This is a genomic window from Polaromonas sp. P4_F9, assembly GCF_056401235.1.
This window is the reverse complement of sequence record NZ_JBFUJT010000016.1, coordinates 114,752-127,159: the sequence shown is the minus strand read 5'-3', so window position 1 is coordinate 127,159 and position 12,408 is coordinate 114,752. Positions and strand designations below refer to the sequence as shown.

Annotated in this window: 10 protein-coding genes and 1 pseudogene; 8 read left to right on the top strand and 3 right to left on the bottom strand. The window is 63.8% G+C overall.

Translation table 11 applies throughout. The annotated features are described in order from the left end of the window. Positions 1-225: pseudogene (locus AC1DUB_RS15740) on the top strand (IS110 family transposase); the annotation flags it as partial. 91 nt (positions 226-316) lie between these two features. Here AC1DUB_RS15740 and AC1DUB_RS15735 read toward each other — a convergent pair. Next, positions 317-2,347, bottom strand: a complete 2,031-nt coding sequence (locus AC1DUB_RS15735) for a 4-oxalomesaconate tautomerase (RefSeq protein WP_477730292.1) — start codon at positions 2,345-2,347, stop codon at positions 317-319. Positions 2,348-2,666: 319 nt separating this feature from the next. On the opposite strand from AC1DUB_RS15735, the gene AC1DUB_RS15730 reads away from it, so the two are divergent. Beyond that, positions 2,667-2,966: a LysR substrate-binding domain-containing protein gene (locus AC1DUB_RS15730; protein WP_477730291.1), complete on the top strand. Its 300-nt coding sequence runs from the start codon at positions 2,667-2,669 to the stop codon at positions 2,964-2,966. Between the two features lie 41 nt (positions 2,967-3,007). Here the strand turns inward: AC1DUB_RS15730 and AC1DUB_RS15725 are convergent, their stop codons facing one another. Both AC1DUB_RS15725 and AC1DUB_RS15720 read right to left on the bottom strand, forming a co-directional pair. Further along, positions 3,008-3,517: an NUDIX hydrolase gene (locus AC1DUB_RS15725; protein WP_477730290.1), complete on the bottom strand. Its 510-nt coding sequence runs from the start codon at positions 3,515-3,517 to the stop codon at positions 3,008-3,010. 83 nt (positions 3,518-3,600) lie between these two features. Continuing rightward, positions 3,601-4,578, bottom strand: coding sequence for a LysR family transcriptional regulator (locus AC1DUB_RS15720; protein ID WP_477730289.1), 978 nt, complete (start codon positions 4,576-4,578; stop codon positions 3,601-3,603). Positions 4,579-4,728: 150 nt separating this feature from the next. Between AC1DUB_RS15720 and AC1DUB_RS15715 the strand changes: the two genes are divergently transcribed. The 6 genes from AC1DUB_RS15715 to AC1DUB_RS15690 all read left to right on the top strand — a co-directional run bounded on the left by AC1DUB_RS15715 (position 4,729) and on the right by AC1DUB_RS15690 (position 12,373). Next, a complete protein-coding gene (locus AC1DUB_RS15715) occupies positions 4,729-6,261 on the top strand; it encodes a CoA-acylating methylmalonate-semialdehyde dehydrogenase (RefSeq protein WP_477730288.1) in 1,533 nt (510 codons plus the stop codon). Positions 6,262-6,584: 323 nt separating this feature from the next. Then, positions 6,585-7,700, top strand: a complete 1,116-nt coding sequence (locus tag AC1DUB_RS15710; RefSeq protein ID WP_477716319.1) for a Re/Si-specific NAD(P)(+) transhydrogenase subunit alpha — start codon at positions 6,585-6,587, stop codon at positions 7,698-7,700. A gap of 111 nt (positions 7,701-7,811) precedes the next feature. Further along, the gene (locus AC1DUB_RS15705; protein WP_011485418.1) at positions 7,812-8,138 is read left to right on the top strand and encodes an NAD(P) transhydrogenase subunit alpha part 2; all 327 of its coding nucleotides are present in this window, start codon (positions 7,812-7,814) and stop codon (positions 8,136-8,138) included. Continuing rightward, positions 8,135-9,559: an NAD(P)(+) transhydrogenase (Re/Si-specific) subunit beta gene (locus tag AC1DUB_RS15700; protein ID WP_477730287.1), complete on the top strand. Its 1,425-nt coding sequence runs from the start codon at positions 8,135-8,137 to the stop codon at positions 9,557-9,559. The genes AC1DUB_RS15705 and AC1DUB_RS15700 overlap by 4 nt, the downstream gene beginning before the upstream one ends. Before the next feature lie 249 nt (positions 9,560-9,808). Beyond that, the gene (locus tag AC1DUB_RS15695) at positions 9,809-11,497 is read left to right on the top strand and encodes a long-chain-fatty-acid--CoA ligase (protein WP_477730286.1); all 1,689 of its coding nucleotides are present in this window, start codon (positions 9,809-9,811) and stop codon (positions 11,495-11,497) included. Positions 11,498-11,608: 111 nt separating this feature from the next. After that, positions 11,609-12,373 (top strand): 5'-methylthioadenosine/adenosylhomocysteine nucleosidase, encoded by a 765-nt coding sequence (locus AC1DUB_RS15690; protein WP_477730285.1) that lies wholly within the window; start codon positions 11,609-11,611, stop codon positions 12,371-12,373. The last annotated feature ends 35 nt before the right edge of the window (positions 12,374-12,408 follow it).

Sequence of the window (12,408 nt, the reverse complement as noted above, 5' to 3'; positions counted from 1 at the left end):
CACATCTTCGGCGGGCGAAGCGATGTGCGTCGCGTGCTGTATGTGGCCGCCCTGGTGGGTACCCGATTCAATCCAGTACTCAAAGCCTTTTATGCCAAGCTCCTGGCCGCCGGCAAGCCCAAGAAGGTCGCCTTGGTGGCCTGCATGCACAAGCTGCTGGTCATCCTGAACGCCATCGCACGTACCAGGTCGCCCTGGAACAACGCTATTGCAGTAACGAATTAATGTCTTCATTCAAGATGGTTGCTGGTATCTTTCAAATCATCCAAACTTCAGTGGTCAGGGCGGTGCATGCCCGGGTGGGTCTGTCGGCGGGCTACTCGGCCAGCGGTGTCTCGGCCCGAAGGCCCACCAGTTGCACCACCTGTTGCCACTTTTGCCGCTCGGCAATCAGCAGTTGCTGCAGCGCTGCCGGGGTGCTGGGCTGCACATGCGCTCCGTCGGCCCCAAAGCGGGCGATGATTTCCGGGTCCTGCAACACGGTGTTAAGGGCTTGGTTCAGGCGCGTGACGACTGCCGGCGGTGTTTTGGCAGGCGCAAACAGGGCGTACCACTGGGTCAACTCGATTTTCGTCACACCCGCCTCGGCCAGGGTCGGCACATCGGGCAGGCCGGGCAGGCGCGCCGGTCCAGCCACCGCTAGCGCCCTGAGCTTGCCACTGCGCAAATAAGGCTGGGCGGTAAAAAGGCTGGGGAACATCAGCTGGGCGTTGCCGCGTACCGTGTCGGCAATGGCCGGGGCAGCGCCGGGATAGGCCATGCCGTGCAGCATGGCGCCGGTGTGGAGCTTGAACAGTTCGGCGGCCAGATGCGGTGCCGTGCCTTCGCCGGCCGAGGCATAGCTGAAGCGGTCGGGCTGGGCCTGAATCAGGGCGACCAACTCCGCCACGCTACGCGCCGGAAGGTCGGCATGGACGACCAGTAACGTGGGCGAATAGCCGACCAGGCCGACCGGCGAAAAGTCGGCCACGGGGTCGTAGCGCAGCGCCTGCAATGCCGGGTTGATACCGTGGGTGGCAATGTAGCCAAACATCAGGGTATGGCCGTCGGGCTGGGCATGCGCCACATATTCGCTGGCAATGCTGCCATTGGCCCCGGCGCGGTTGTCCACCGTCACGGCCTGGCCAAGCAAGGGGCCGAGTTTGCGCGTCAGCGTGCGGGCCATGGTGTCGTTGCCGCCGCCGGCGCTGGTGGGCACGATGATGAGGATGTCTTTGCTGGGGAATGGCCTGGCCACCTCGGTGCTCGCTGTGGGCTCCGGGCTGGACCTGGGGAACACATAGTCGGGCAGGTGCAACTCGCCCTGCATGATTTTCCGGGCGGTACGCACCAGTGCGGCACGCTGTATCGTGGCGTGCTGCCCCTGGCCTTCCAGCTCGACTTCAATGTCAATTTGCCCGGCCGGGTGCAACACCGTCAGAGGGTGTTTGCCAGGCGGCCTGGTCATGCCGCTGGCGACGGTGCCGGGCAAAGCGAAAGCGGTCGCCACGCCGATAGCGCCGGTGACGGCATGCGACGCATGGCAGCGCCGGGGTGTGAAGTAGCGCGAGGTGATGCTGAGCGGGCCATCGCCGGCGCTGACCAGCACCGGCTTCGGAATGACGCTGCCCGACACATCGCCCAGGCCCATGCGGGCGCCGGCAATGCAGCGCAGTGTCTCGATCCGCTCCATCAGCGCCGTATTGGCATCCAGCTGTGCAGGCCGCTCGCGCCCCGTCAGGCCCAAGTCACTGGCACGCAGGATCATCAGGGGCATGGCAGCGTCAATGCAGGTGAGTTCCAGGCCATCGATTACATCAATGCGCTGCCCGGTCGGGAACAGCTTGCCGGTGATGGCGCCCCAGGCGTCCAGAAAGTTCAACAAAATCGGGGCGGCGGTCCCGGCCACGCCATCAATGCGGGCATCGCCTTCGTAACTGACCCGTCCGCCGGGCGTGCAGACGGTGACGTCTATGCGGGCACCCGTGTTGACGTTGAAAATCCGTGCCGTGGTGTGGCCGTTCTGCGCCGGGATCAAGCCCTGCTCAATGGCAAACGGGGCGACGCCGGACAACATGTTGCCGCAGTTGGGCCGGGTGTCCACCGACTGGTGACCGACGCCAACCTGGGCAAACAGGTAGTCCAGATCGCAACCGGGCTGGCTGGAGCGTGACACGATGGCGACCTTGCTGTTGAGCGTGCTGCCGCCCCCCAAACCGTCGAGCTGCAACGGGTCCGATGCGCCTATTGCGCCAATCAGGGCCTGATCGCGGGCTTCATCGCCCTCGGGTAGCCATTCCCGCAAAAAGAAGGGGCCGCGCGAGGTCCCGGCACGCATCAGGACGCAGGGTATTTTTCGGTTCAGCATGGCGGGTCTTCGGGCCACCGGCATTCAAAAGCGGTGATTGGTTTCAACATCTGGTTTCCTTTGTATGGCTGGGCCCGATGCTCCCGCCGTTTCAGGTGAAGGGTGTCGCCAATTGCATTGCCACTACGGCGAGAACGTACAAGGGCTTTGATGACAGGCGCATTGTTCGCAAGTGGTGCTGCGTTGTAAATTGCATTTTTTGACTATATTGGTGCGTCGCGTGCACCAATCAACGCACATGGACGGTGGTGATGGTGGTCAGCTTCATGGGCAGCCCGGTGCCCGGCGTGAAAGTTGACCCCTCCATATCGACTCTTTCGTGCAGGCCCTGCGCCGCGAGCACCCGCTGGCGGCGCGCAAGACCCTGGCCTGGCCGGAGCTGGAGAGCGAGCGGCTGATTGCGGTGGCGCGCTCCAGCGGCAACCGCCAGTTGCTGGACGATGCGCTGGCCAAGGCCGGCGTCAACCCGTCATACAGCTTTGAAGTCAGCCACATCGCCACGCTGCTCGGCATGGTGGAAGCGGGGCTGGGCCTGGCCACCCGCCGCGGCGCGGCCCTGCGCGCGCCGGCGAGCATGTTTCACGATTACCTGCGCGCCGCGCTCAAGGCACGGCGCTGAGCGTATCGTCCTGACTGTCCCGGAGCGGGCGCAAAAAAAAGCTATGGATTTTGTAGCAAAACCGAGGGGTCCGTGGTGATGATGTCCAGCGGGCAACGCTTTCCCGCCAGATAGTCTTCCATGCAGGTCAGCAGCAGGGGGCTGCGGTGTAGATGGGTGCAGGCCCTGATCTCGTCGGCGGTGAGCCATACCGTGCGCACAATGCCTTCGTCCAGTGCCTGGCCGGGCACGTGTTCGCCCAGTTCTCCGCAAAATGCAAAGCGCAGGTAGGTGATGTCCAGCGGCGTGACGCGTCCGGCCGCGGCCTGCTCAAAGCGCGAAAGGTAGATGCCGACGATGGCCGTGGGCTTGAAATGAAAGGCGGTCTCTTCCAGGGTTTCGCGGGCGCAGGCCTGCTCGGGGCTCTCCCCGGGATCCAGGTGGCCCGCCGGATTGTTCAGCCTCAGGCCGTCCCGGGTCTGCTCTTCCACGAGCAGGAATTTCCGGACGCCGCCGAAATCGCGTTCAATCACCGCAGCGACCGTGACGCTGGGTTTCCATCGTTTGTTCATGGGGCGATTATCCGTTCCCCCCGTACCCACCCCCCGTGTTTCCGTCCCGCCGCGGTGAACCCCTGGCCGGCACACTGCCCGGGTCAGCTTCTGGCGGGAGGCTGGCCACCCGCCACGCCGGCAAATCCCTGGGCAAAACTCTGGCGCAGGTGTTCGACAAAGCACTGGACGGCCTTCGGTACCTGCGGCGACCAGGGTCGCAGGGCATAAATGCGTTCGCCGAAAAATCCCTGTGCCTGCCAGTCGGGCAGCACCTGCACCAGCGCCGGATGCGCTCGCCCCCCCGCAGCGTCGGGCAGGCTGAAGTCGGGCAGCAGGCCTATGCCCAGGCCGGCCAGCAGGGCGTCCCGCAGCACTTCACTGTTGTTCGCCTTGAGCGTGCCGGTAATGGTCACGCCCACTCGTTCGTCTGATTTTCGTTTGGTGTTGCGCACAAACGTCCAGCTGCCGGCATGGCTGCCGCCCAGGTACAGCAGGCAGTCGTGCGAGGTCAGCTCGGACGGGTGCGACGGCGTGCCCCGCCGAGACAGGTAGTCGGGGCTGGCGAGCAGGAATGAGCGCGTTTCGCACAGCACCCAGGCCACATGGGTTTCGGGCGGCGTGTTGGTGTGCCGGATGGCCAGGTCGAAGCCTTCGTTGGCCAGGTTCACAAAGCGGTCGGTCAGCTCCAGTTCGATGTGAATGTCGGGAAAGCGTTTCAGGAAGGCGGCGACGCAGGGCGCGAGGTGCTGGCGCCCCAACGCCACCGGTGCGGTGACCCGGATCAGGCCGCGCGGCGTACCGACGAGATCCCGGACCGCCGTATAGCTCTCGCTGATCCGGTTGAACGCCGGCTGCATTTCATTGACCAGTTGCTGGCCCGCCTCGGTCAGGCCGACGGAGCGCGTGGTCCGGCGCACCAGCGAGACGCCGGCGGCGCGCTCCAGCTCACTGATGCGCGTGCTGGCCGAGGCCTTGGAGACGCCCAGGCGGCGTGCCGCCTCGGTGAAGCTGCGGGTGGCCGCCAAGACCGTCAGGAGGTGAAGGTCGGCCACAAGCGGGGAGAGCTGGTCAGATGACATGGCGAGGCTCCATTGATTGACATTGTTCAGAAATATGAACAATGTAATCAGTAAACAGGGCATTATCAAATCGGGCGCAGAGTCTTAGACTTCGTTCAAGCCTCCCATCAACGCCCAGACTTGGCCGAATCAGGCCTCAAAGGATTGCACATGTCTTTATCTCCTTCAGCAAGCGCTCCGCAAGCGATCGGCCACTACCTCAGCGGACGCATCACCGCGGGTGCGTCCGGCCGCAGCCAGGAAGTCTTCAACCCCGCCACGGGTGCCGTGTCGGGTCACGTGGCGCTGGCCAGCCCGGTGGACGTGGACACGGCAGTCGCCGCCGCGCAGGCTGCCTTTCCCGCCTGGGCCGACACGCCGCCGATACGCCGCGCCCGCGTCATGTTCCGGTTTCTTGAGTTGCTCAACGCGAACAAGGACAAGCTGGCCCACATGATCACCGCCGAGCACGGCAAGGTGTTCACCGATGCCCAGGGCGAAGTCTCGCGCGGTATCGACATCGTGGAATTCGCCTGCGGCATCCCGCAGCTCCTGAAAGGCGACTTCACCGACCAGGTTTCTACCGGCATCGACAACTGGACGCTGCGCCAGCCGCTGGGTGTGGTGGCCGGCATCACGCCGTTCAACTTCCCCGTGATGGTGCCCATGTGGATGTTCCCGGTTGCCATTGCCGCCGGCAACAGCTTCATCCTCAAGCCCAGCCCAATCGACCCCAGCCCCAGCCTCTTCATGGCGGAGCTGCTCAAGCAGGCGGGTTTGCCTGACGGGGTGTTCAACGTGGTGCAGGGCGACAAGGAGGCGGTCGATGCGCTGCTGGTGCACCCCGATGTCAAGGCCGTGTCTTTCGTCGGCTCGACGCCGATTGCCAACTACATCTATGAAACCGGCGCCCGGCACGGCAAACGCGTGCAGGCCCTGGGCGGCGCCAAAAACCACATGGTGGTGATGCCGGATGCGGACCTGGAACAGGCGGTCGACGCGCTGATCGGTGCGGGCTACGGCTCGGCCGGCGAGCGCTGCATGGCGATTTCCGTGGCGGTGCTGGTGGGCAACGTGGCCGACAAGCTCATTCCCATGCTGCAGGCGCGCGCCCAAACACTGGTCGTCAAGAATGGCGTGAACCTTGATGCCGAGATGGGCCCCATCGTCACGGCCGCGGCGCACCAGCGCATCACCGGCTACATCGACCAGGGTGTCAAGGAAGGCGCGAAACTGCTGGTGGACGGACGAACCTTCACCGGCGCCAGTGCCGGGCCAGGGTGTGACCAGGGTTTCTGGATGGGCGGCACGCTGTTTGACCATGTGACGCCCGACATGCGCATCTACAAGGAAGAAATCTTCGGCCCGGTGCTGGGCTGCGTGCGCGTGAAGGATTTTGCCGAGGCAGTCAACCTGATCAACGCCCATGAGTTTGGCAACGGCGTGAGCTGCTTTACCCGCGACGGCCACGTGGCGCGCGAGTTCAGCCGGCGCATCCAAGTCGGCATGGTGGGCATCAACGTGCCGATTCCGGTCCCCATGGCCTGGCACGGCTTTGGCGGCTGGAAGAAAAGCCTGTTTGGCGACATGCATGCCTACGGGGAAGAGGGCGTGCGCTTTTACACCAAGCAAAAGTCCATCATGCAGCGCTGGCCCCAGAGCATTGGCAAGGGCGCAGAGTTTGTGATGCCGACCGCGAAGTAGGCGGCGCTGGCGGCCTGGCTGTGGCCTGCGGCGTTCCGCAGGCCGCATGTCCTGCTCGTCTTGCCTTTCTGTGGCTGTCAAACCAGCTCTCTCCAACGCGTGGGCCGGGCTGTTGCCGGGTCTGCGCCCGCTTGCCCGCGTGGAGGTGTGCGAGATGGGCGGGGCGGGGGTGTGGCGTGCCCGCATCAAAAAACTGTAGACTGCCCGGGCAAAAATTTCAGAAATCTCATGTAAGCTTGCCGACAGGTTTAAATTCCCTGTCAGGCTCTTGGGTGAGCTGAAGTAAATCGCGCCAAAAAAACTAATCCACTGAGGAGAGACCCATGCTGATTGGGGTACCTGCCGAAATCACGGCCGGAGAGACTCGCGTTGCCATCACGCCGGAAACGGCCAAAAAGCTCAAGGCTCAGGGGCACACCGTTCGCGTCCAGTCCGGTGCCGGCGTCGCTGCCAGTGTTCCAGACGATGCCTACACGGCGGTGGGGGTCGAGATCACCGACGCCGCGGGTGCCTATGCGGCGGACATCGTGCTCAAGGTGCGCTGCCCGGTGGACGGCGAAATGGCGCATGCCAAGGCCGGCGGCGTGTTGGTGGGCATGCTCAATCCCTTTGATGCGACCGGCCTGCAGCGGCTGGCCGCCGCAGGGCTGACCTCCTTTGCCCTGGAAGCGGCGCCGCGCACCAGCCGGGCCCAAAGCATGGACGTGCTGTCGTCGCAGGCCAACATTGCCGGCTACAAGGCCGTGATGATGGCGGCTGAACAGTACCAGCGCTTCTTCCCCATGCTGATGACCGCGGCCGGCACGGTCAAGGCGGCGCGTGTGGTGATCCTGGGTGTCGGTGTCGCCGGGCTGCAGGCCATTGCCACGGCCAAGCGCCTGGGCGCCGTGATCGAGGCAAGCGATGTGCGCCCCAGCGTGAAAGAACAGGTCGAGTCACTGGGTGCCAAATTCATCGACGTTCCCTATGAAACCGATGAGGAACGCGAGGCCGCCGTCGGCGTGGGCGGCTATGCCAAACCCATGCCGCCCAGCTGGCTGGAGCGGCAAAAGGCCGAAGTGGCCAAACGCGTGGCCCAGGCCGATGTGGTCATCACCACCGCCCTGATTCCGGGACGCCCCGCCCCCGTGCTGGTGACCGAAGAGATGGTGAAGGCCATGAAGCCCGGCAGCGTGATCGTCGATCTGGCGGCGCCCCAGGGCGGCAACTGCCCGCTGACCGAGCCCGGCCGGACCGTCATCAAGCACGGCGTGACGCTGATCGGCCAGACCAATGTGCCGGCACTCGTGGCGGCCGACGCCAGCGCGCTCTACGCCCGCAACCTGATCGACTTCCTCAAGCTCATCATCACGAAAGAGGGGGCCCTGAATGTCGACCTGGAAGACGACATCGTGGCGGCCTGCCTGATGACGCAGGGCGGTGAAGTCAAGCGCAAGTAGGCTCTGGCGGCAACGCCAGCAAGAAACAAAACCATTTCGGGATCAATCGGGCCAGCCGGGCCACACCAGTCTCAAGCCCGCTACCGCTATCGCCACCTCACGGAGAAGACCATGGATGCAGTGTCACCCACCATCATCAACCTGATCATTTTTGTCCTGGCCATCTACGTGGGTTACCACGTGGTCTGGACCGTGACGCCCGCCCTGCACACGCCGCTGATGGCGGTGACCAATGCCATTTCGGCGATCGTGATCGTCGGCGCCATGCTGGCCGCTGCACTGACCGAAACGCCGCTGGGCAAAACCATGGGCGTGCTGGCCGTGGCGCTGGCAGCCGTCAACATCTTCGGCGGCTTTCTGGTGACGCGCCGGATGCTGGAGATGTTCCGCAAGAAAGAAAAGAAAGTGGCCGCGCCCGCTGAAGGAGCCGCCAAATGAGCATGAACCTCGTCACGCTGCTGTACCTGGTGGCCTCTGTTTGCTTCATTCAGGCGCTCAAGGGCCTGTCGCACCCGACCAGCTCGATCCGCGGCAACCTGTTCGGCATGGTGGGCATGGCCATTGCCGCGCTGACCACGGCAGCGCTGATCGTCGAAATCTCGGGCGGCAAGGCCCTCGGCATGGCTTATGTACTGGTGGGCCTGGTGGTCGGCGGGGGCTATGGCGCCTGGCGCGCCAAGACGGTCGAAATGACCAAGATGCCCGAGCTGGTCGCCTTCTTCCACAGCATGATCGGCCTGGCCGCGGTCTTCATCGCCGTGGCCGCCGTCGCCGAGCCCTACGCCTTTGGCATCGCGGCCAAAGGCAACCCCATCCCCACCGGCAACCGGCTGGAGCTGTTCCTCGGCGCGGCGATCGGCGCGATCACCTTCAGCGGCTCGGTGATCGCCTTCGGCAAACTCTCGGGCACTTACAAGTTCCGCCTGTTCCAGGGCGCGCCGGTGCAGTTTGCCGGCCAGCACAAGCTCAACCTGGTGCTGGGCCTGCTGACCATCGGCCTGGGGCTGGTGTTCATGTTCACGGGCAGCTGGCCAGCCTTTTTCGCGATGCTGGCGCTCTCGTTCGTGATGGGCGTGCTCATCATCATCCCCATCGGCGGCGCCGACATGCCGGTGGTGGTGTCCATGCTCAACAGCTATTCGGGCTGGGCCGCGGCCGGCATCGGTTTTTCCCTGAACAACTCGATGCTGATCATTGCCGGCTCGCTGGTCGGCTCGTCGGGTGCCATCCTCTCGTACATCATGTGCAAGGCGATGAACCGCTCCTTCTTCAACGTGATCCTGGGCGGCTTCGGCGGCGAGGCGGGCACTGCCGTGGCCGGCGCGAAAGAGCAGCGCCCGGTCAAGTCCGGCTCGGCCGATGACGCCGCCTACATCCTGGGCAATGCCGAAACCGTGATCATCGTTCCCGGCTACGGGCTGGCGGTGGCGCGCGCGCAGCATGCGGTGAACGAGCTGGCCGAAAAACTCATTCACCGCGGCGTCAACGTGAAGTACGCCATCCACCCGGTGGCCGGCCGCATGCCGGGCCACATGAACGTGCTGCTGGCCGAGGCCGAGGTGCCCTACGACCAGGTGTTCGAGATGGAAGACATCAACGGTGAGTTTGGGCAGGCCGATGTGGCGATCATTCTCGGTGCCAACGACGTGGTGAATCCGGCCGCGCTCACCAAGGGCAGCCCGATTTACGGCATGCCGATCCTCGAGGCGTACCGGGCCAAGACCGTCATCGTCAACAAGCGCTCCATGGCGGCCGGCTACGCGGGCCTGGACAACGAGTTGTTCTACATGGACAAGACCATGATGGTGTTTGGTGACGCGAAAAAAGTCATTGAGGACATGGGCAAGGCGATCGAGTAAACAGGCGAGTAAATGGTTGAGTAAACGGGTGAGTAAACGGGCTGTTGGCCGCACCGCGGCCAACCCGCACCTGCTCCTGAAAAGCGCGGGATTTCTCCTTCGCACCCACTGGATGAGGGGCGCCAAGGCCCCCGGATTAGAGGGCTTCCCCTTCTGATTTCTCCGGTTTCCTAGGGAAAACGCAATAGCCACGAAGAGGGCGGGCCATGAGAATTCGTGGCACAGACAACCGTGATGGAGAAGACAAGCATGAATGCAGCGACCCTTGATCGCCCGTGGCTCAAAGCCTACCCGGCGGGCGTGCCTGCGGACATTGACAGTTCGCAATACCCGTCGCTGGTGGCCTTGATGGAGGAAAGCTTCCAGAAGTATGGCAGCCGTGTGGCTTACAGCTTCATGGGCAAGGACATCACCTTTGCCCAGACGAACAGTCTCTCCCTCGCCTTCGGTGCTTATTTGCAGGGACTGGGCCTTGCCAAGGGTGACCGCATCGCCATCATGATGCCCAATGTGCCGCAGTATCCGGTTGCTGTGGCCGCCATCCTGCGCGCCGGCTACGTGGTGGTCAATGTCAACCCGCTCTACACGCCGCGGGAGTTGGAGCACCAGCTCAAGGACTCCGGCGCCAAGGCCATCGTCATCATCGAGAACTTCGCCCATGTGCTCGAGCAGTGCATCGCCGCCACGCCTGTCAAGCATGTGGTGCTGTGCGCCATGGGCGACCAGCTGGGCCTGGCCAAGGGTGCGCTGGTCAACTATGTGGTGCGCAATGTCAAGAAGATGGTGCCCGCCTTCAATCTGCCGGGTGCCGTGCGCTTTAACGACGCAGTGGCCCAGGGAACACGCGGCACGCTCAAGCGCCCGGACATCAAGCCCGACGATGTGGCGGTGCTGCAGTACACCGGCGGCACCACCGGCGTTTCCAAAGGTGCGGTGCTGCTGCACCGCAACGTGATTGCCAACGTGCTGCAGTCCGAAGCCTGGAACGGCCCGGCCATGGCCAGCCTGCCCGCGGGCGAGCAGCCCACCTATGTCTGCGCGCTGCCGCTTTATCACATCTTTGCTTTCACGGTGAACATGATGCTGGGCATGCGCACCGGCGGCAAAAACATCCTGATCCCGAATCCGCGCGATCTGCCGGCCGTGCTCAAGGAGCTTTCCAAGCACAAGGTCAACAGCTTTCCCGCGGTCAACACGCTGTTCAACGGCCTGGCCAACCACCCGGACTTCAATACCGTGGACTGGTCGCACCTGAAAGTCTCGCTGGGCGGCGGCATGGCCGTGCAAAGCGCGGTGGCCAAGCTGTGGCTGGAAAAAACCGGTTGCCCCATCTGCGAAGGTTACGGCCTGTCCGAAACCTCGCCATCGGCCAGCTGCAATCCGACCAACAGCAAGGCCTTTACCGGCACCATTGGCGTGCCCATTCCCGGCACCTGGTTCAAGCTGCTCGATGACGACGGCAATGAAGTGCCGCCCGGCCAGCCCGGCGAGATCGCCATCAAGGGTCCGCAGGTCATGGCGGGTTACTGGCAGCGTCCCGACGAGACCGCCAAGGTCATGACCCCCGATGGTTATTTCAAATCCGGCGACATCGGCGTGCTCGACGAAAACGGCTTCTTCAAGATCGTTGACCGCAAGAAGGACATGATCCTGGTGAGCGGTTTCAATGTCTATCCCAACGAGATCGAGGACGTGGTGGCCAAGCTCGAGGGCGTGATGGAATGCGCCTGCGTGGGGGTGGCTGACGAGAAGTCGGGTGAAGCCGTCAAGCTGGTGATCGTCAAGAAAAACCCCGAGCTGACGGAAGCCCAGGTGCGCGAATACTGCAAGGCCAACCTCACGGGCTACAAGCAGCCCAAGGTGGTTGAATTCCGGGCAGACCTGCCCAAGACACCGGTTGGAAAAATTCTTCGCCGCGAGCTACGCGACAAAAAGTGAGCGGCGCAAACATGGTTTAGAGCCTGCAAAGGTTTTCTAGGGGGCGGCGAAAGTCGCCCCTTTTTTATGTCCGCGCCGTCTTGCCCCGGCCTTTGTGTGCAAAATCTGCCCATGCCACCCACCGCCCGTCCTGCCCCAGCACCGATTGCCATCCTCAGCGCCCTTCTTGAGGAGCAGCACGGCCTCATGGAGCTGCTGCAGCAGCCGCACAAGCTGACGCATGCGGGCCGTGACTTCTGGCTGGGCGACCTGCATGGCCGGCCGGTGGTGTTGGCCCTGTCAAAAATCGGCAAGGTTGCCGCGGCTACCACCGCCACGGCGCTGATCGAGCGCTTCGGGGTCAGCCGTATCGTGTTTACCGGCGTGGCGGGCGGCCTGGGTGCTGGCGTCCAGGTGGGCGATGTCGTGGTGGCCACCGATTTTGTCCAGCACGACCTGGATGCCTCGCCGCTCTTTCCGCGTTACGAAGTGCCGCTGTACGGCAAAGCCCGTTTCGAAGGTGATCCCGCCTTGACGGCCCTGCTGTTCGATGCCGCCTGCGCGGCGCTGGCGAGTGGCCACGCCAGCCAGGCATTTCCGGGTGCCCGCGTCCACCGGGGCCTGCTGGCCAGCGGTGACCGGTTTGTCGCCGGCGCCGAGGAATCCGGCGCACTGCGCGCGGCGCTGGCCGCTGCCGGCCACGATGTGCTGGCAGTGGAAATGGAAGGTGCCGCCGTGGCACAGGTTTGCCATGACTATGGTGTGCCGTTTGCCGCAGTGCGCACGATCTCGGATCGCGCAGACGACAGCGCCCACGTCGATTTCCCGCGCTTTGTGAAAGAAGTGGCGCGCCATTACGCCCATGTGATTGTTGAGCGCTTGTTGATGTCGCTATAAATAAAATCGCTGCTTGCGGTCGTATTCAGAATTCC

Coding starts and splice junctions, on each gene's coding strand:
- AC1DUB_RS15710 (WP_477716319.1), top strand. CDS start 6,585: ATGCTGATTGGGGTACCTGCCGAAATCACGGCCGGAGAGACTCGCGTT.
- AC1DUB_RS15705 (WP_011485418.1), top strand. CDS start 7,812: ATGGATGCAGTGTCACCCACCATCATCAACCTGATCATTTTTGTCCTG.
- AC1DUB_RS15690 (WP_477730285.1), top strand. CDS start 11,609: ATGCCACCCACCGCCCGTCCTGCCCCAGCACCGATTGCCATCCTCAGC.
- AC1DUB_RS15715 (WP_477730288.1), top strand. CDS start 4,729: ATGTCTTTATCTCCTTCAGCAAGCGCTCCGCAAGCGATCGGCCACTAC.
- AC1DUB_RS15700 (WP_477730287.1), top strand. CDS start 8,135: ATGAGCATGAACCTCGTCACGCTGCTGTACCTGGTGGCCTCTGTTTGC.
- AC1DUB_RS15725 (WP_477730290.1), bottom strand. CDS start 3,517: ATGAACAAACGATGGAAACCCAGCGTCACGGTCGCTGCGGTGATTGAA.
- AC1DUB_RS15735 (WP_477730292.1), bottom strand. CDS start 2,347: ATGCTGAACCGAAAAATACCCTGCGTCCTGATGCGTGCCGGGACCTCG.
- AC1DUB_RS15695 (WP_477730286.1), top strand. CDS start 9,809: ATGAATGCAGCGACCCTTGATCGCCCGTGGCTCAAAGCCTACCCGGCG.
- AC1DUB_RS15720 (WP_477730289.1), bottom strand. CDS start 4,578: ATGTCATCTGACCAGCTCTCCCCGCTTGTGGCCGACCTTCACCTCCTG.